Consider the following 16,768-nt stretch of genomic DNA (forward strand, 5'->3'; position numbering starts at 1 on the left):
GAGCGTCGCTCAGTCCTCGTCTTTGCGCTTGCGCCAGCGGATGCCGGCCGAGATGAACCCGTCGAGATCGCCGTCGAACACGGCGGCCGGGTTGCCCGACTCGTGTCCGGTGCGGAGGTCCTTCACGAGCTGCTGACCGTAGAGGAAGTACGAGCGCATCTGGTCGCCCCAGCTCGCCGTGATGTTTCCGGCCAGCTCCTTCTTCTTCGCGGCTTCCTCCTCCTTCTGCAGCAGCAGGAGTCGGGTCTGAAGCACGCGCATCGCGGCAGCACGGTTCTGGATCTGCGACTTCTCGTTCTGCATCGAGACGACGATGCCGGTCGGAAGGTGAGTCAGGCGCACGGCGGAGTCGGTGGTGTTGACGGACTGCCCGCCGGGACCCGACGAGCGGAAGACGTCGACTCGGATGTCGTTCTCGGGGATGTCGACCTCGGTCGCCTCCTCCATGAGAGGGATGACCTCGACGGCGGCGAAGGACGTCTGCCGCTTGTCCGCCGAGCCGAACGGACTGATGCGGGCGAGGCGATGCGTCCCTGCCTCGACCGACACCGTTCCGAATGCGTAGGGAGCGTCGATCTCGAACGTCGCCGACTTGATGCCGGCACCCTCGGCGTACGAGGTGTCGAGAACCTTGACGGGATACTTGTGGCGCTCGGCCCAGCGCAGGTACATGCGCATGAGCATCTCGGCGAAGTCGGTGGCGTCGTCGCCGCCTGCACCCGAGCGGATGGTGATGATGGCGGAGCGCTCGTCGTACTCGCCGTCCATCAGCGTCTGCACCTCGAGCTGATTGATGATCTCGGTGAGCGCGTTGAGCTCGGCGCGCGCTTCGACGGCGGAGTCCTCATCGCCCATCTCGTTCGCCAGGTCGACGAGAACCTCGAGATCGTCGAGTCGACGACCGATGCCCTCGACTCTGGCGAGCGCCGACTGGCGGTGGCTCAGAGCACTGGTCACCTTCTGGGCGCGTTCGGGGTCGTCCCAGAGGTCCGGCACGCCGGCTTCCTCGCTGAGGCGCGCGATGTCGGAGCGGAGGGTCTCGACATCGATGACCTCGCGGATGTCACCGTAGGTGAGTCGCAGGGCCTGGATGTCGGCGGAGAGATCGAGTTCGAGCATGTCGCGTCCAGCCTAACGTGCCGCCCCTGCGGGCGGGGACGGCGTTCGAACGGGAGTAGCGTGAATCGGGTGAGCAGCGCATCCACGGTCCTCAGGCGATTCGGACCGATGGTGTACCTCCCGACCGTGCTGTTCTCGCTCGGTGAAGGCGCGGTGATCCCTCTGATCCCGGTGATCGCTGCGCGGATGGGTGCCGACGTCGCCTTCGCCGCCCTGGTGGCATCCGCCCTCGTCGTGGGTCAGCTGTGCGGCAACCTTCCTGCGGGCTGGGCCGTCGCGCGCATCGGCGAGCGCTTCACGATGGTGATCGCGGGTGCGATAGCGATCGTCGCCGGCGTCGGAATGGTGTTCGCCCCCTCGCTGGGCGTGCTGGCCGCCTCCGTGTTCCTCCTGGGGTTCTGCGCGGCCGCCTTCGGCCTGGCGCGTCATGCGTTCATGACGACGAGGGTTCCCCTCGCGTTCCGTGCTCGCGCGCTCTCGCTGCTCGGTGGCAGCTTCCGCCTCGGAATCTTCATCGGGCCGTTCGTCGCCGCTGGGCTCCTGCAGCTGTTCGGTTCGGAATCAGCCGCGATCTGGTTCTTCCTGGGCTGTCTCGTCGTGATGGTGCTGCTCGTGCTGCTGGGCCCCGATCCCGAGAAGACGATCGCCCCGACGACCCCTGTGCGCACCGCCGCACTCGCGGATGATTCCGGCGAACCGGTCACGGGCTCGATTCCGACGACCGCGCGCGCGGGCATCTTCCGCACGATGTGGCAACAGCGCAGCGTGCTCGGACGACTGGGACTCGCCGCCGCGTCGCTGTCCGCGGTGCGATCGGCACGTCAGGTCGTGCTTCCCCTGTGGGGACTCTCACTCGGACTCGACGCCTCGACCATCGCCCTCGTCGTCGGAATCTCGGGAGCGATCGACTTCGCCCTGTTCTACGCCAGCGGCCAGGTGATGGACAGGTTCGGGCGTCTGTGGGCGGCTATGCCGGCGATGGTGCTGATGGGCGCGGGGTTCCTCGCCCTCTCCTTCACGCACGACCTGGAAGCCGCGGTCCTGTGGTTCGGCATGTTCGCCGCCGTGCTCGGGGTGGGCAACGGGCTCTCGAGCGGCATTCTGCTCACACTCGGCGCCGACGTCGCGCCGAAGAAGGAGCCCGCCGCGTTCCTCGGCTCGTGGCGCACGCTGACGGATGCCGGCGGAGCGGCCGCTCCGCTGCTGGTGTCGGCGATCGTCGCGATCGCGTCACTGCCGATCGCCGCAGCGGCGATGGGTGCGATCGGCCTGATCGGCGCGGGTGGATTCATCCGCTGGATCCCGCGTTTCGTTCCGCGCAGCACACAGGAGGAGTCATGACCGCTGCCCTCCGCGCAGACGTGCGCCGGCTGGTCGTCGCGGCTCCGTCGTCGACGGATCACGATCGCGATGTCGCGGCCGACTTCGCGACGTTCTTCGCCGACGATCATGGGCCGGTCTCCCGCGACGACGGTCCCGATCACGCGACCGCTTCGGCGCTCGTGTTCGACCGCTCACTCACTCGCACGCTGCTCGTCTTCCACGCCAAGGGGCAGTTCTGGGTGCAGCCAGGCGGACATCTCGAACCCGACGACACCTCTGTGGCGGATGCCGCTCTGCGCGAGCTGCGGGAGGAGACCGGTGTGGACGTCTCCGCCAGCGCGGAACCGCTCGTGTACGACCTCGATCATCACGCGCTGTCCTCGGCGTTCGGTCGGTGCGCATCCCATCTCGACATCGGGATCGGCGTCGTCATCAGCGACGATGCCGACCTGATCGTGAGCGACGAGTCGGAGGACGTGCGCTGGTGGGCGATCGACGCGCTGCCGTCGCAGGTGCCGCAGGGCTTCGCCGGGCGGGTGCGACGACTGCGCGATCGTCTGGTGAGCTGACGTCGCATCCGGCGGAGGTCGCCCTCGTGCAGGTCGACCCGAGCGAACGATCACCCCAGAGCGGTGCGACTCGTCCCCGTCGCCTCGAGGCGCACCCCGTCGGTCACGAACAGTGACACGAGCGGCGGATGCCACAGGGTCGAGACGGTCACGCGTGCTGAGTGCCCGTCGGGGCTCGACGCTGAATCGAGGTCCACGGGTGACGGCAGCGCGGCGAGCAGTGCGTCGACCTGCTCTCTGACCCCCTGATCGGTGAGGTTCGCCCGTGCCGTCGTTCCGTCCACAGCCAGGGTGAAGCCGTCCGCTCCGGCGAGCGCTGCGGCGTCAGCGATCGCATCCAGCCGCTTCTGCGAGATGTAGAGGTCGGTCGCGCAGACACTCACGAAGATGAGTGCGAGCGCCAGCAGGGCATAGCCGAGCGTCAGCAGCAGCACGCTTCCGTCGTCACCCGACGCTCTCATCCGGTGCCCCACAGGCGAGAGACCTTCTGGACCGCCGACCCCTCGACTCGGATCGCGGCCGCCGAGTCCGATCCGAAGACCGCCGGCATCAGTGGCAGGGACACCGACGCCGTGACCGTGACGGTCACGACCGCGCCGGCCGACGGACACTCCGTCCCGACGGGCACGCACGCCACAGACACCTCGGTCGATTCCTCATCGATGCCGTACTGATCGGTGACGTCGGCGAGCACGAGCTCACTCCGCACTGCTGCAGTGGCGGCATCCGGTGCGAGCACGATCGTGCGCGCGACGTGGCGCGCGGCCGCCCCGACTCCCAGTGTCTGCTCCTGAATCGCGCCCAGCGCGATGATCAGGTAGACCAACGGCACAAGCAGGATGACGCCCACCGTGATGAATTCGAGTGTCGCCGAACCCTCGTCATCGATCATCGAAGGACTCTTCCGGCGCATGCGCCTGCACCTCCAACGCGAAGGGCACCCCGAGCAGCCCGATCACGGGGAGCGTCGTTCGGACGCGCACCTCGATCGTCGCGCGATCCAGTGCCGCCGATCGAACGGCCGTCACATCGTGGGCGTACTCGGCCCCGACCGCGAGGGTGATCGCCGCGCGGGCGCGCTCCACGCCCTGTTCCATGGGCGTGTCTGCCAGGGCCGCGTAGTAGGCCCCTTCGACCGCCGCGTCGTGCACGACATTGCGCACGTAGACGGCGAGCGCGAGCTGCATGACAGCGAGAGTGAGAAGGGTGAGGAGCGTGCCCACGAGCACGAACTCCACGGGACTCGATCCGCGTTCATCGCCGAGAAGGCGCCGCGGTGGATCGACGGTCATCAGGGAGCGCTGTCAGAGACCGGAGACGCGTTGGATGGCCTGCTCGAACAGTGCGCTGAGCGCCGGGCCGGCGACCGCCCAGATGAGCACCACCAGACCGGCTGTCATCAGTGTGACCAGCACCCATCCGGGTACGTCCCCCGATTCGTCGCCGACGAGATCGTCCATGAGATCGGGGGTGAGCGAGGCATCCCTGGTGGTGCTGCGTGGTCGAGAGGTGTGCATGTCGTCCTTTCGTGGTCGCTCAGCCGATGCCGAGTCGCAGGATGAAGAGACCGGGGTAGATGGCGAAGAGCACGGACAGCGGGAGGATCAGGAAGACGAGCGGGAGGAGCATCAGGATCTCCTTCCGACCGGCCTGTTCGATGAGGACCCGCTTGGCGTCCTCGCGAGCGTCCCCCGCCTGCGCATGCAGGACGGCCGAGAGCGGCGCGCCATGCTCGAGCGCGGCGGTCACCTGGTCGATCGCACGGGAGAGCCCCGGAAGCTGCAGTCGCGCGGCCATCTCCGTGAGCGCGTCGGCGAGCGGCGACCCCGTGCCGACAGCGAGCACCACGCGGCGGAACTCACCGGTCAGTTCGCCGGAGCCGACCGCGGCCACCCGACGCAGCGAGTCCAGGAAGCCTTCACCCGCCGACAGGCACAGCGCGAGGAACTCGAGAGTGGTTGGCAGCTCGTCGGTCAACCGGGCGCGACGCGAAGCGACGCGAGCCGTGAGCCGCATGTCGTATGCGAACCCGGCTGCGGCTCCGAGGATCCCGGGCAGCAGGGCGATCGGCGGGCTCATCCGGCCCGTGATCGCGAACACGATCACAGCGATCGAGCCGATGACGATGCCGGCGAGCACCCAGCCGAGCTGACGCCCGCGGAAGGCCCCCTGCTCCAGAGGAATCCCCGCCTGCTCGATCCTCCGATGCAGAGCATCGCCGCCGCCCACAAGGCGTTCGAAGAGCACACGTGACCGAAGCCAGAATGCGCGGTCACCCGCGGAGAGCACGCCGACTCGCGGGAGCGCGTTCCCGGGCAGGTCTTCATCGGCGACCGCATCGCGCACATAGGGCGCGATGCGCAGAGCCAGCGGCGCTGCCGACCACCGTGGAAGCGACGCGAGTATGCAGAGCAACCCCATGCCGAGTGTTCCGCCGCCGAGCACGGCGACGGCGATCGCGGACATCGGGTTCACCCGAACCACCGCCCCGGCTCGGCGAGCCGACCGATACGGATCATCAAGCGATAGGCGATCACCGACACGGCAGCTCCCCCGCAGATCACCAGCATCCCTTCACCGGTGCCGTAGGCGGCCGCGCCCTCAGGGCGCAGCACCAGCAGGCCGAGGATCACCCAGGGCGCGACGGCACCGAGCACGGCAGCGCCTCGGATCCATGACTGTCTGGCTTCGACCTCGCCGCGCAGCACGGCGTCTGCGCGCACCGACGACGACAGCGCGCGGAGGACGCCTGTGAGCTCGGTGCCGCCGACCTGTCGCGCCATACGGAGCGTCTCGATGATCCGATCGGCGATGGGATCAGCCAACGCTGCCTTCAGCCGGTCGAGGCTCGTCTCGAAGCGGCCGGTGGCGCGCAGGTCTCTGGCGAACACGGCGAAGGCCGGCCGCATCATCGTCGGCGATGACTCGGCCAGACTCGCGACGGCGTCCGGCAGTGACAGTCCGACACGGATGGATGCGATCAGCAGGTCACAGACGTCGGGCCAGAGCTGGCGACGAAGTCTGCGCAGCCGGAGGCGTCGGGAACGCACGAAGACGATCGGCACGACGGCCGCGGTCGCGCCTGCCAAGCCCGCGAGGACCGGGATGGCTGTGAAGAGCCAGACAGAGGAAGCGGCGGCGAGCGCGACCGTCAGCATCACCAGCAGGAGCGTGCGCGGGCTGACAGACGCCATGCCGCCCTCTTCGAGAAGGCGAGTCAGACGGCCGCGGTGCCGGACCCTTCCTCCATCTTGAGGCGGAGGCCAGAGCCACGGCGATGCGCACAGCAGCAGACCGGCGGCGAGCATCGCACCGAGCAGGACCGTCACAGAGTGCCTCCGCGACGCCACGCCGTCTGTTCAGTGGACGCCTCGTCGCCGCGGATGTATACGGTTCGCGTGATGATCCGGCCGTCGACCACCGCGCCCGTCGGCGCGATGACCTCGTGCACCCGTCGCACTCCGGTGTCGTCACGCACGCAGTGCACCACGAGATCGACCGCGCCTGCGAGGGCCGGCGCGATGAACGATCGATCGATGTTCCGTCCCGCGAGGAGCGGCAGAAGCGTGAGCTTGTCGAGCGCCTCCCCCGCGGAGTTCGCGTGCACGGTCGCAGCACCCGGCACCCCCGTGTTGAGTGCGAGGACGAGGTCGAGCGCCTCCGCATCTCTGACTTCGCCGACGACGAGGCGATCGGGTCGCATCCTCAGCGCCTCCTTCACGAGCCTGCGCAGCGTGATCTCCCCCGTTCCCTCCAGACTCGCCTGACGCCCCTGCAAGGACACGACATCCGGTCCCTGCACCGCGAGCTCGAAGGTCTCCTCGACGGTGATGATCCGCTGACGGTCGGCGCACGAGTCGAGCAGCGCGCCGAGGAAGGTGGTCTTGCCTGCGTGGGTGGCACCGGACACGACGACGCTCCTGCCCGCGCGCATCGCGTCACGAAGCATCGCGGCCAGGTCCGGAGTCAGCGCCCCGTGGTCGACGAGCGCCTCGAGGCTTCGATACCGGGGCAGGAACTTGCGGATGTTGACGGGCAATAACTAACTACGTAGATCCCACCGCGGGATCACGAGTGCCCGCTGCGCTCCTCTGCCCGGACGAATCAGCACGGCGGCGGCGACCTTGAGCAGAGCTTGACGGCGGGCATGGGTCTCGAGTGAACGCCACGCGCTACTGAGCGTCACGGCCACTTCTCGGACGTCGGCTTCGCGCTGCGCGTTGACGAGCTCGAGGGACTTCTGCCGCGAGGTGAGGCTCGCGCGCTCGGCGTCGAGCTTGCGGATCGTCGCCTGATAGGCAGCCTCCGGGATCGTCTTGTCGAGTGCCTGGATCGTCAGCGTTGCCATGCGCTCATCGATGCGCGCCACACGGCGGTCGATCGCTTCGGCGTCGTTCACGGAGCGCACGCGTTTCTTAGTCGTCGCCACGCGTGCAGCGAGGAGCGCGTCCGTGTCCTCTGCAAGTGTCATCACCCAGTCGCCGACGGCCGCCTCGGCGATCTCCGCGCTGACGGTCACGACGGCGCGTCCGAGTCCCTTGTACCGGGTCGCGGTGGTGCAGACGTAGCGGTGGTGCGAGTAGTGCATGCGTCCGCCGCAGTCGGCGCAGTAGATGAGCCCTGTCAGGAGGTGCCGCGCTTCGATGGTTCGGGACGGCTCGGAACGCTCGAGGCGCCGCGCCCAGTATGCGGCCCATTCGTCTGCGCTGATCACTGCATCGTGCGCGCCGGGGTAGAACTTCCACTGTGCCTTCGGGAGGCGCTTGTTCTTCCACCCGGGCCTGTGAACAATGAGGCCGGCGCCGAAGCCGCCGTCGAGCATCTGAAAGAGGTTCGTGTTCAGCCACGGGAGCCCGGAGGTCGTCAGGATGCCCTCCTCGTTCAGCCACCGCGTGATCCGCCCGGATCCGTCTCCGCGAATCGCCCGACGGTAGACCTCCGCGAGGATCGGCCCGGTGACCGGGTCGGGCTCGAACCGCCCCTCGACGAGCAGATAGCCGAAGCGCTGGTGTCCCCCGTGGGGCAGTCCTGCGCGTCTGCGGCGCTCGTGGGTTTCCTTCCACTGCTCGCCGATGAGCTCGGACTGATAGGCGTTCAGCTCGCCCAGCATGCCGCGAGCGAATCTGCCCGACGCCGTGGCCGACTCGATCGGTTCGGTGGCCGAGAGGATAGCCCCGCCGAGAGTGTCGACCCGGTCGAGCGCGATCGCCCACCGGAGGCGCTGACGGCCGACGCGAGAGAAGCGCCAGACGAGGATGACCTCGTACTCCCCCGCTTCCATCCGGGCGATCGACTCGTCAAGGCGCGGCCACCATGCCGACTTGCGGTCTGATCCCGACTCGTCGATGCCTTCTACCCAGTCGACAATCTCGACGCCGTTCGCGTCGGCGCACTGCTGGATCGCGGTTCGCTGCATCTCGGGCGAGGTCATGCCCTCGCGCTCCTTGGAGACGCGGATCATTCCGATCCCCCGGCGACGAGGGCTCGGAGCAGCGGCTCCGCGGAGCGTTCTCATACGAGCGCCTCGACCTTGTCTATCCACTGACCGACGCCCATTCTCGGCGCGACGTAGATGGTGTTCCCGAAGCGCTGCAGGATGCGCTGGTAGGCGCGCACGATGTCGTCGATGACCTCAAGGTCTTGGGCCATGAGCGCGACGTTGCCTTCGCGGAGGTACTCGACCTCGCGGTAGTCGTCGAGGTCGATCAGGCGGAGCGCCGCCCACTCGTCGGCTCGCCGCTCCTGCTTCGCATTCACAGGCCCGAACCTGGACGGCACGTCGCCCCACACTGCGTGGCAGAGCTCGTGCGCGAAGACCGATCGGAGGAGGCGGCGCGACATGCCCTCCTGCAGCCGGATCGTGTTCGTCTTGGCGTTGTAGTCGCCGTCGCGGCCCAGGTGAGTGAGGTCCGCGAAGATGACGGTCACCCCCAGCATGGCGGCGATCTGGTACAGCGTGGACGTCACTCCATGTCCTCCCCCCGGTCAGTAGCCCGCGGACGCGCGGCCAGGTCATAGCTCTCCTGATCCTGGTCGGGGGCTGGGACATCGGCGCGAATCTGCGCGCGGCGGTAGATCTCGGCGAAGTCAATGCCGGCGACCGACGACAGGTGGTTCGACACGTCCAGGGCGAAGTCGAGGGAGACGCGCGCCGTACGGTCCTTCCCGGTCGGCGTCAGGTGGCGATACAGCGTCTTGTAAGACATGCCGAGCGCCTCCGCTGCGACCTCGAGCGTGCCGTACTCGCCCAGTAGCGCGAGCCGGAGCTGCGAACGGATGGCGTCAGCGAGTTCGTTTCCCATAACGGAAAGACTAGTGCCCATTTCTGGGAACGCGATGCATATTCTCGGCAAACTTGTGGAGAACCCACTTCCCAGTTGTGGGAAACATAGAACATCTGTTCTTAACTCACGTTTCCCAAATGTGGGAAGTATCGTTCTTGTTATGGGAAACAGCGAAACGGCGGTGAGCAACATCACCCGCCTCATGGAACAGCAGGAACGCACCTGGCTCTGGCTTTCGCGGACCACCGGGATTCCGTACAAGCGCATCCTCGCCGAGGTCAAGAACAAGACCACGCCGATGAAGCTCGACACCGCTCTGGCGGCTGCCGAGGCGCTCGGCGCGGAGCTCCCGACGCTGGTGGCGGCATGACTCGCGAGGAGTGCCTCGCCGAGCTGGCCGACTACCTCGCCGAGGTCGCGATGACCGAAGCCGCCACGCCTGCTGCGGCCTGACCAAACGGAAACGCCCCCGCGGCAACGGGGGCGAATCACGAAATGAAAGGAGCACTCGAGATGCTCACCCAGATCCTACCTTCTGAGGCCGTCCCGCGTCCTGCGGCGAGCCACATCGCAAACCAGTCGACCGTGGGGGTCGACTCGCCGGCTGGGGATTCCGGCACGGCCGACCTGGGCTCCGCTGGGGCGGCAGCCCAGGTCGAGTCCCCTCTCCACACCCGCGACCACCTCCTCCGGGTCGCTCGCGGGAGCCGACGATGAGCCGCGGCGTGAGCGCCGATCTGGCGCACGTCGACGAGATCCCGGATTACCTCGGGGACGCGACGCGTGTCAAGGAGGACCGGGCCGAGTTCAACCCGCGCCGGTTCGACACGGCGATCCTCGAGACCGACTGCCCGGAGTGTGGCCGGCATGTCGGCGCGCTCGTCATCGATGGGCCCGATCCCGTGTTCGTGGACGTCGCGTGCCCTCACGGCGACTGCGGGCACCGGTGGACGGAGCGCATCCAGTGATCGCCGTCCAGCTCGCCTCGTTCTTCCTCGCGGTCGAGTGCCTCGTGCTCCTGTTCTTCATCCCGCGAGGGCTCGGCTCGAGCATCCTCGCCCTTCTGTTCCTCATCTTCATTCTCATTTTCTGCTGGACCGTCCGAGCCAGCGACGACGAAGGGACTCCGACATGACCGTTGATTCCGCCCGCAACCGCCTCGCTGCCGCACGCACCGCCGTGATCCGTGCTGAGGAAGCACTGACCGCCGCCATTCGCCGCCGCGACGAAGCCGAGGAAGCGCTGTACCGCGCCGAAGAGGAAGACCTCGGAGGCGCAGCATGACCCCGGCACTGGCTGCAGAGGTCCTCCGAACCGTGCAGCGGGCATCCAAGCACTACGCGGCCCCAGGAACGGACGCCGACGACATCGCGAGCGACACCCTCGTGATGATTCTTGAGCAGGAGGGGCGCGGCACGGCAGACCTTCCGTCCACCGCGTTCCTGCTATACGCGACGCGATCTATGGCGTCAAAGCACAAGGCGCCGGGGGTGCACCACCGGGACATCAAAGGTCGGGCGATGCTCAACGCCAGGATCGCTCATCACGAGCAAGTAACCGGCCGCGAAGTCAGCGCGAGAGAACGGCGCGCAATAGCCGACGAGATCCGATGCTCGTTCCCGGCTGGGAAGCGCCCGACCATCGGATTTGAGGACCGATCCGTCCACCACATCTCACTCAACGCCCCGGTCGGCGATTCGGAGACCCAGCGCTCCGACATGATGCCTTCTCGTCGAGACGATCTCGCTGTCTATCTGTGCGAGGGGCTCGCCGCCCACACGATCTCGGTCGATGACGCACGGGCGATGTGGGAGGTCGCCAGATGATTACCGCTGACCGGTTCATTGCCCCATCGGACGACCGACCCGCCTGGTTGGCCGCGCGGCGCGGCGGCGTGACAGCCACACAGGTCGCGAAAGCGGCCACCCCCTCCGGATTCACCGAGGCGCTCAGCGACCTCCGCAACCCAATCGAGGTCGAGGACAACGACTACATGCGATTCGGACGCGAGAACGAGAACTGGATCGCCATGTGGGTCAAGGGCGAATTCGGGATCATGCCGAACCACTGGCTGATCGCAGCCGAGGACGACCCGCGGCTGCTGTCCACCCCTGACGGCCTGTCGCTCGATCACACAGTGATCGCGGAGATCAAGACGGGCGGGAAGACGCCCACGAAGCCCCCACTCCCTCACGTTCGCCAGATCCAGTGGCAGTTCCGGACGACGGGCGCCGAACGGTGCCTGTACGCATTCATGCCGCGCACCGAGGTCAACGGCGTGTTCATGCCCGGGCTGCTCGAACCACTCACGTGGTGGGTGGAGCGCGACGAAACGATCATCACCCAACTTGAGGCGACTGCGATGCGGTTGCTCGAATCTGACGAAAGGCAAGCGGCATGACCGAGAAGACGGGGCTTGCGCGTCTGCGCGAGCCGTTCGACGCGAACCAGATCAACAAGCTCCCCAAGCCGTACAAGGCGGACTCCCCGAAAGGGAAGTGCAACGAGTGCGGCGGATACCACGGACTCCCCGCGGTGCATCTCGACTATGTCGGACATGCCGCGCTGACCGATCGTCTGCTGGACGCCGACCCTGAGTGGTCGTGGGAGTTCGTCGCCACCGACCCAACCACTGGCGCGCCGGTTTTTGACGCGAACGGCGGGCTGTGGATTCGACTCACTGTGTGCGGTGTCACCCGCCTCGGGTACGGGGATGCGCAGGGAAAGCGAGGCGGAAACGCGGTCAAGGAGGCGATCGGTGACGCTCTCCGCAACGCCGGAATGCGTTTCGGAGCCGCCCTCGACCTCTGGCATAAGGGCGACCTGCACGACGCTTCTGTCGAGCGCGGAGACGACGCAGCACCCGAGACGAAGCCCGAGCCCGCCTGGCGCAAGCGTGTCGCCCAGGCCGTCGACATCGCCGGGCTCTCAGACATTCACGCCGAGGCAGTCGCCGAGGGCTGGGCTACGCCCGACCTCATGGCCGCGCTCACGGCACGAAAGGCGGCGCTCTGATGGGCGACATCACCGACGGCGCTACGGGAGAGCTGCGCCTCTCCCCCGCCGAGCTTGCAGTGCGCGAGATGCTCGCGATCCCGTCCGGGATCTACGGCGTCCCGATCACCCCGGCCACGATCGACCAGCAGGTTACCGACATCGCGGATCTGATCGAGCACATCGCACAGGTGATCGTCGTGCTCTATGAGGACCGACACCGCGCCGAGGAGAAGTACGAGGGCCGGTTCTCGGACCTGATGGTCATGCACGCCTCGGAGGGCGCGCAGTTGGCCCGTCAGTTCGCGATCTCGAAGACGCGCGAGGAGCGGCACGAGCTGAACCTCGCGAAGGAGAAGCTCCGCTACGCCGAGGAGATGCAGAAGGCGGTCCAGAACCGGTCCTTCGGTCTCATGAACATCGGCAAGCGGATCTCGACCGCGTTCGGGATGGGGCAGCGATGACTCTCGTCGAGATCCCTACCCCGTCGCGGTCGGCTGGCCGCCGTCGGGTGCCGTGGCACCGCATCCAGGTCACCGCGAAGTGTTGGCTGTGGACCGGCCCTGTGTGGAAGGGCTATGGCAAGTCGGGCGGCACCACCGCGCACCGGCACGTCTGGCTCGCCCTTGGCCGCACCATCCCGACCGGCCTCGAGCTGGACCACCTCTGCAGGGTGCCTCTGTGCGTGAACCCCGACCACCTCGAGCCGGTCACCCGCGCCGAGAACGCCCGCCGCCGCGCGCTTGCGCTCGTGACGTGCATCAACGGGCACGACTACACGCCCGAGAACACCTACACCCGCCCCGACGGAAGCCGCGACTGCCGGATCTGCATCCGTGCCCGCGTCGCGAAATACCGTCGCGCCCACACCATCGGAGCAGCAGCATGAGCGGCACACTTGCGGAGGACAGAGGCGCGTCGCTCATCGGTGGCCCTATCGAGCAATCGTGTGATCATTCAGACTCGTCCATTCGCCCCTCATCTATTGAGGCCAGAAAATCGAGCCAAAGCAGCGTCTGCGCCTTCCGCTGTTCGTTGGCGGCCATATGCGCCGCCTCGACTTCCTCAATGACCTTCAGGTTCGTCGAAGAAAGCGCTCCATCCCGCGCCCACTCCAAGACAGCATCCTCAATAGGGCGCAGGAACTCCGTCCGAGGCAGCCACTCAGGGAAGGTCTCCTCGGCGTCCGACGGCCCTGGGGGATTCATGCCGCGGTCGATCAGGATCGTCGCGTACTCATACACCCGGTTTGCGTCGACAACCGCGGTTGCTCCGAACGGTATGCCGAGCGATGTCCAGGCCGCCCGCGCTGCTAGCCGGCGGGGACTCTTCGGGTCTTCGTTCCTCACTGCGTACAGGTCATGCGCAGCTCGAAACAGCGACTCACCGAGAGCGATTCGCTCGCGTCGAACGCGTCGCCGTTCATCCGCGTCAGAAGCTGCCTGGCGTTCCTCTCGCTCGCGTCGTTCGGTTTCTTTCGCAGCCGCGATCGCGCGCGTAGTCTCCGCACGAGCAGCACGGAGACTCCAAAAGATCGTCAGAAAGGTCACCGAGCCCGTCACGAGCACCGTGGCTAGTAGTTCCCAAACTGGCAATGCGATTGAGAACTCGGCGCAGATCGCGGGCAAGAAGACGATGCAACTCGTCATGGTCTCTGTCACGAAGCGCACTCTATCGGGGGTGACCCGATGACCGGCAAGCCGCAGGTCTGCACTCAGGAGGGATGCGGGGGCCGCACCGTCGCTCGGCGCCTCTGCCGTCGCCACTATCAGGCTGCGTGGAAGGCCGGCGATCTCGGGCAGCATGTGAAGCTCCCGCCGCGCGAGAAGGCGCCCATACGTTGCCCTGAGGCGCACAAGCACGCGGTCGCGTCGACATGTTTCATCCAGCACCAGTGCCGCTGCACGCCGTGCGTGGAGGCGCACAACGCCCGCGAGCTGGATCGGAAGAAGCAGAAGGCCTACGGGCGCTACGACAGCGGCCTCGTCGATGTCGCACCGGTGCGGGAGCACATGCTCGCACTCGGTGAGTTCGGGATCGGCTACAAGCGGGTCGCGATGCTCGCGGGCGTCGGCATCACCCCGGCACGGAACATCATCTGGGGTCGCCAGGATCCTGGCCCGCGTCACGGTGAGATGCTCAAGCGCGTCAAGCGCGAAACCGCCGAGAAGATCCTCGCGGTACAGCCCGTGTTTGAGAACCTTGCGCCCGGCCAGAAGGTGCCAGCAACTGGCACGCACCGGCGACTGCAGGCGCTCGTCGTCGGCGGATGGTCTCAGGCAAAGCTCGCCACCCGCATGGGCCTGGGGAACGCCGAGCTCACCACACTCCTGCGCCGCGATCAGGTGATGGTGTCGACGCACCTCGCCGCGCGGGATCTATTCGAGGAGCTCTGGAATCAGGAGCCGCCCCACGAGTCCTGGCCCGACAAAGTCGCATACTCGCGGTCGAAGAACTTCGCGAAGGCTCGTCGGTGGCTCCCGGCTCTGGCGTGGGACGACATCGACACCGATGTGGAGCCGCCCGTCCCTGACGAGATCGACTCCATCGACGAGACCGCTGTCGTCCTCGCGATGCAGGGCGAGCCTGTGCGGCTGACTCCGTTGGAGCGTCGCGAGTGCGTCCTGCGCCTGCACCGCGAGCGCTGGTCGGACGGGCGGATCGCGGAAACGATCGGCTGCGCGTCGAAGACCGTCGAGCGGATCCGCGAGGAGTTGGGGCTCGGGGCATTCGAACAGTCCGAGCTGCGAGCGCGAGGTGCCGCGTGAGCATCATCAGCGAGGCGTTCGACGCGTGGCGGGAGTGCCGCGCCGAGTACGACGGCACCCTGTACGCGCAGTATGAGGCGGCGGAGGAGGCTACGCGCGGCGCGATGCTGAATGCTCGCGGCCGGGAGAAGGGCATCGATCCGTTCTCGCTGTTCATGGGGAACGAGACGCGCGCGCTCGCGTACGCGTCGGAGGAGCTCGTCGAGCACTGGGCGTCGCATCCGCGGATCACGTTCGCGATGTTCGAGAAGCAGTGGGCGGCGCAGCGTGAGGCCGAGCTGATCGAGGATGCGGCATGACCGCCGTGCTGGAGGCGAACATCGCCCGGTCGCTCGCGGCCGTCGAGGAGAAGGTCTGGGAGCCGAACCGTGAGGTGACGCTGGAGCGTCTTCGCATCGTCGACATGATGCACGAGGTCTGGCCGAAGTGCCGGCTGTGCGGTCAGACGGTGAACCGTCTCGATGCGTTCGGCCTCTGCTCGAAGGTCTCTGCCTCGCATCTGCAACGCCGCGGGATCCCCGTGCCGAAGAAGAAGGCCGAGGCGCTGCCGTGAAGAACCTCCCTCCCGGCGCCTGCCCGGATCCCCTGCCCCGCGAGAAGCGGACGCCCTGCAAGACCGACTGCTGCTGGACCCCGTACATGTGCGGCAAGAAACGCGCATGCCAATGCCACTGAGAGGAGAAGCGATGAACCGCCGCAAGGGCATCAACCACCCGCCCGTCGATATGAAGCAGGACGTCATCGCCCGTGATGGGGGTTTCTGCCTCCTCGCGCTCCCTGGGTGTGAGGGAGAGGCGACGACGACCGATCACCGTGCGAACCGGGGCTCGGGCGGCTCCCGTGTCTTGAACGACCCGCGCTGCCTCGTGGCGGCGTGCTGGAGGTGCAACGGAGCGAAGGCCGATGCCGGGTCGCTCGTCCTCATGGAGCTCGAGGAGCGCGGCCTGTACGTGCGGAAGGACTCGACGAACGCGAAGACCCTCGAGCGCTGCATTGCGACGCCGGTGGAGTACCTCGACGGCGAGCAGCACTATCTCGTCTCCGCGACTGAGCGGCGACACATCAGTGAAGGGAGGCCCTGACCATGACGTGGTTCAAGGTCGACGACGGGTTCTACACGTCGAAGAAGGTGCTCAGCATCCCGCGTACGTGCCGCCTCGCAGCGGTCGGTCTGTGGACGCTGGCGGGCAACTGGTCGGGGCGTGAATTGACCGACGGACGGGTGCCGAGCTTTGTCCTCGCCGAGCTCGGGGCGACGCCGAGGCTCCGCCGAGCGTTGGTCGAGGCTCGGCTGTGGCTTGACCACGGCTCGGACGGTATCGAGTTCCACTCGTGGGCTGACTATCAGCCGACGCGTGCCGAGGTCGAGGCGGATCGGGCGAAAGCCGCGGAACGACAGAGGTCTTGGAGGCAGCGACAGAAGGGCGAGACGCGTGACGACGGCGTTAGTAACGGCGTGACAGACGGTGTGACTAACGGTGTGAGTGCGGGTTCCCCGACCCGACCCGACCCGACCCGACCCGACCCGACCTCCCCTCTACTGACGTAGAGGGGACGCGAGCGGCGCTCTCCCCCTTCTGCTCCAAGCATCCGAATGGCACCGAGGATCGGTGCGGCCCCTGTGGCACAGCTCGCAAGGCATTCGAGCGGGCGGAGCGGTCGGAGCAGACGAAGTCCGCGCCGGTCCCGTTCACGGTCCTCCCCGGCACGA

28 protein-coding genes are annotated in these 16,768 nt (G+C 67.2%); 16 read left to right on the forward strand and 12 right to left on the reverse strand.

Features of this window, described 5'->3' with window-relative positions; all coding sequences use genetic code 11:
- Nucleotides 1–9: 9 nt before the first annotated feature.
- Nucleotides 10–1,119, reverse strand: a complete 1,110-nt coding sequence (gene prfB / locus BEP68_RS14700) for a peptide chain release factor 2 (RefSeq protein WP_053096937.1) — start codon at nucleotides 1,117–1,119, stop codon at nucleotides 10–12.
- A gap of 108 nt (nucleotides 1,120–1,227) precedes the next feature.
- On the opposite strand from prfB, the gene BEP68_RS14705 reads away from it, so the two are divergent.
- Both BEP68_RS14705 and BEP68_RS14710 read left to right on the forward strand, forming a co-directional pair.
- Nucleotides 1,228–2,460, forward strand: a complete 1,233-nt coding sequence (locus BEP68_RS14705) for an MFS transporter (RefSeq protein ID WP_187250598.1) — start codon at nucleotides 1,228–1,230, stop codon at nucleotides 2,458–2,460.
- Nucleotides 2,457–3,011, forward strand: a complete 555-nt coding sequence (locus BEP68_RS14710; protein WP_053096941.1) for an NUDIX hydrolase — start codon at nucleotides 2,457–2,459, stop codon at nucleotides 3,009–3,011. The genes BEP68_RS14705 and BEP68_RS14710 overlap by 4 nt, the downstream gene beginning before the upstream one ends.
- 50 nt (nucleotides 3,012–3,061) lie before the next feature.
- On the opposite strand, the gene BEP68_RS14715 is transcribed toward BEP68_RS14710, so the two are convergent.
- From BEP68_RS14715 to BEP68_RS14760, 10 genes are read right to left on the reverse strand one after another with little or no spacing between them, the layout of a single operon-like run.
- Nucleotides 3,062–3,472 (reverse strand): hypothetical protein, encoded by a 411-nt coding sequence (locus BEP68_RS14715; protein WP_187250414.1) that lies wholly within the window; start codon nucleotides 3,470–3,472, stop codon nucleotides 3,062–3,064.
- On the reverse strand, nucleotides 3,469–3,903 hold the full coding sequence (locus tag BEP68_RS14720; RefSeq protein WP_261987881.1) for a TadE family protein: 435 nt from the start codon (nucleotides 3,901–3,903) through the stop codon (nucleotides 3,469–3,471). The genes BEP68_RS14715 and BEP68_RS14720 overlap by 4 nt, the downstream gene beginning before the upstream one ends.
- Nucleotides 3,893–4,303, reverse strand: coding sequence for a TadE/TadG family type IV pilus assembly protein (locus BEP68_RS14725; protein ID WP_187250416.1), 411 nt, complete (start codon nucleotides 4,301–4,303; stop codon nucleotides 3,893–3,895). Before BEP68_RS14725 ends, BEP68_RS14720 begins: the two co-directional genes overlap by 11 nt.
- A 12-nt stretch (nucleotides 4,304–4,315) precedes the next feature.
- Entirely contained in the window at nucleotides 4,316–4,528 is a 213-nt protein-coding gene (locus BEP68_RS14730; protein WP_187250602.1) for a hypothetical protein, read from the reverse strand.
- 19 nt (nucleotides 4,529–4,547) lie between these two features.
- Nucleotides 4,548–5,477: a type II secretion system F family protein gene (locus BEP68_RS14735; protein ID WP_222839455.1), complete on the reverse strand. Its 930-nt coding sequence runs from the start codon at nucleotides 5,475–5,477 to the stop codon at nucleotides 4,548–4,550.
- Nucleotides 5,478–5,482: 5 nt separating this feature from the next.
- On the reverse strand, nucleotides 5,483–6,340 hold the full coding sequence (locus BEP68_RS14740; RefSeq protein WP_053096949.1) for a type II secretion system F family protein: 858 nt from the start codon (nucleotides 6,338–6,340) through the stop codon (nucleotides 5,483–5,485).
- Nucleotides 6,337–7,050 (reverse strand): CpaF family protein, encoded by a 714-nt coding sequence (locus BEP68_RS14745; RefSeq protein ID WP_187250418.1) that lies wholly within the window; start codon nucleotides 7,048–7,050, stop codon nucleotides 6,337–6,339. The genes BEP68_RS14740 and BEP68_RS14745 overlap by 4 nt, the downstream gene beginning before the upstream one ends.
- 3 nt (nucleotides 7,051–7,053) lie before the next feature.
- Complete coding sequence (locus tag BEP68_RS14750) at nucleotides 7,054–8,526, reverse strand: recombinase family protein (protein WP_187250419.1); 1,473 nt, start codon at nucleotides 8,524–8,526, stop codon at nucleotides 7,054–7,056.
- Nucleotides 8,523–8,978, reverse strand: coding sequence for an ImmA/IrrE family metallo-endopeptidase (locus BEP68_RS14755; protein WP_187250420.1), 456 nt, complete (start codon nucleotides 8,976–8,978; stop codon nucleotides 8,523–8,525). The genes BEP68_RS14750 and BEP68_RS14755 overlap by 4 nt, the downstream gene beginning before the upstream one ends.
- Entirely contained in the window at nucleotides 8,975–9,313 is a 339-nt protein-coding gene (locus BEP68_RS14760) for a hypothetical protein (protein WP_187250421.1), read from the reverse strand. Before BEP68_RS14760 ends, BEP68_RS14755 begins: the two co-directional genes overlap by 4 nt.
- Before the next feature lie 142 nt (nucleotides 9,314–9,455).
- On the opposite strand from BEP68_RS14760, the gene BEP68_RS14765 reads away from it, so the two are divergent.
- From BEP68_RS14765 to BEP68_RS14805, 9 genes are all read left to right on the forward strand, one after another.
- The gene (locus BEP68_RS14765) at nucleotides 9,456–9,665 is read left to right on the forward strand and encodes a hypothetical protein (protein WP_187250422.1); all 210 of its coding nucleotides are present in this window, start codon (nucleotides 9,456–9,458) and stop codon (nucleotides 9,663–9,665) included.
- Nucleotides 9,666–10,020: 355 nt separating this feature from the next.
- Complete coding sequence (locus tag BEP68_RS14770; RefSeq protein ID WP_187250423.1) at nucleotides 10,021–10,263, forward strand: hypothetical protein; 243 nt, start codon at nucleotides 10,021–10,023, stop codon at nucleotides 10,261–10,263.
- Nucleotides 10,260–10,430 (forward strand): hypothetical protein, encoded by a 171-nt coding sequence (locus BEP68_RS14775; RefSeq protein ID WP_187250424.1) that lies wholly within the window; start codon nucleotides 10,260–10,262, stop codon nucleotides 10,428–10,430. Before BEP68_RS14770 ends, BEP68_RS14775 begins: the two co-directional genes overlap by 4 nt.
- Nucleotides 10,427–10,579 carry a hypothetical protein gene (locus BEP68_RS14780; protein ID WP_187250425.1) on the forward strand — a complete coding sequence of 51 codons (153 nt, stop codon included), beginning with the start codon at nucleotides 10,427–10,429 and terminating at the stop codon, nucleotides 10,577–10,579. The genes BEP68_RS14775 and BEP68_RS14780 overlap by 4 nt, the downstream gene beginning before the upstream one ends.
- Nucleotides 10,576–11,121: a hypothetical protein gene (locus BEP68_RS14785; RefSeq protein ID WP_187250426.1), complete on the forward strand. Its 546-nt coding sequence runs from the start codon at nucleotides 10,576–10,578 to the stop codon at nucleotides 11,119–11,121. Before BEP68_RS14780 ends, BEP68_RS14785 begins: the two co-directional genes overlap by 4 nt.
- Complete coding sequence (locus BEP68_RS14790; protein WP_187250427.1) at nucleotides 11,118–11,696, forward strand: YqaJ viral recombinase family protein; 579 nt, start codon at nucleotides 11,118–11,120, stop codon at nucleotides 11,694–11,696. Before BEP68_RS14785 ends, BEP68_RS14790 begins: the two co-directional genes overlap by 4 nt.
- Nucleotides 11,693–12,310 (forward strand): hypothetical protein, encoded by a 618-nt coding sequence (locus BEP68_RS14795; RefSeq protein WP_222839456.1) that lies wholly within the window; start codon nucleotides 11,693–11,695, stop codon nucleotides 12,308–12,310. Before BEP68_RS14790 ends, BEP68_RS14795 begins: the two co-directional genes overlap by 4 nt.
- Nucleotides 12,310–12,753, forward strand: a complete 444-nt coding sequence (locus BEP68_RS14800) for a hypothetical protein (RefSeq protein ID WP_187250428.1) — start codon at nucleotides 12,310–12,312, stop codon at nucleotides 12,751–12,753. Before BEP68_RS14795 ends, BEP68_RS14800 begins: the two co-directional genes overlap by 1 nt.
- A complete protein-coding gene (locus BEP68_RS14805) occupies nucleotides 12,750–13,178 on the forward strand; it encodes an HNH endonuclease signature motif containing protein (RefSeq protein WP_187250429.1) in 429 nt (142 codons plus the stop codon). The genes BEP68_RS14800 and BEP68_RS14805 overlap by 4 nt, the downstream gene beginning before the upstream one ends.
- A 64-nt stretch (nucleotides 13,179–13,242) precedes the next feature.
- Here the strand turns inward: BEP68_RS14805 and BEP68_RS14810 are convergent, their stop codons facing one another.
- The gene (locus tag BEP68_RS14810) at nucleotides 13,243–14,094 is read right to left on the reverse strand and encodes a hypothetical protein (RefSeq protein WP_187250430.1); all 852 of its coding nucleotides are present in this window, start codon (nucleotides 14,092–14,094) and stop codon (nucleotides 13,243–13,245) included.
- 108 nt (nucleotides 14,095–14,202) lie between these two features.
- Between BEP68_RS14810 and BEP68_RS14815 the strand changes: the two genes are divergently transcribed.
- The 5 genes from BEP68_RS14815 (at nucleotide 14,203) to BEP68_RS14835 (ending at nucleotide 16,606) form a co-directional block, all read left to right on the forward strand.
- The gene (locus tag BEP68_RS14815; protein ID WP_187250431.1) at nucleotides 14,203–15,057 is read left to right on the forward strand and encodes a helix-turn-helix domain-containing protein; all 855 of its coding nucleotides are present in this window, start codon (nucleotides 14,203–14,205) and stop codon (nucleotides 15,055–15,057) included.
- On the forward strand, nucleotides 15,054–15,356 hold the full coding sequence (locus tag BEP68_RS14820; protein WP_187250432.1) for a hypothetical protein: 303 nt from the start codon (nucleotides 15,054–15,056) through the stop codon (nucleotides 15,354–15,356). The genes BEP68_RS14815 and BEP68_RS14820 overlap by 4 nt, the downstream gene beginning before the upstream one ends.
- Nucleotides 15,353–15,610 (forward strand): hypothetical protein, encoded by a 258-nt coding sequence (locus BEP68_RS14825; protein ID WP_187250433.1) that lies wholly within the window; start codon nucleotides 15,353–15,355, stop codon nucleotides 15,608–15,610. The genes BEP68_RS14820 and BEP68_RS14825 overlap by 4 nt, the downstream gene beginning before the upstream one ends.
- Nucleotides 15,611–15,743: 133 nt before the next feature.
- The gene (locus BEP68_RS14830) at nucleotides 15,744–16,139 is read left to right on the forward strand and encodes a hypothetical protein (protein ID WP_187250603.1); all 396 of its coding nucleotides are present in this window, start codon (nucleotides 15,744–15,746) and stop codon (nucleotides 16,137–16,139) included.
- Nucleotides 16,140–16,141: 2 nt separating this feature from the next.
- The gene (locus tag BEP68_RS14835) at nucleotides 16,142–16,606 is read left to right on the forward strand and encodes a hypothetical protein (RefSeq protein WP_187250434.1); all 465 of its coding nucleotides are present in this window, start codon (nucleotides 16,142–16,144) and stop codon (nucleotides 16,604–16,606) included.
- The last annotated feature ends 162 nt before the right edge of the window (nucleotides 16,607–16,768 follow it).

It is taken from the genome of Microbacterium sp. 4-7, assembly GCF_014332665.1.
Lineage (GTDB): Bacteria > Actinomycetota > Actinomycetes > Actinomycetales > Microbacteriaceae > Microbacterium.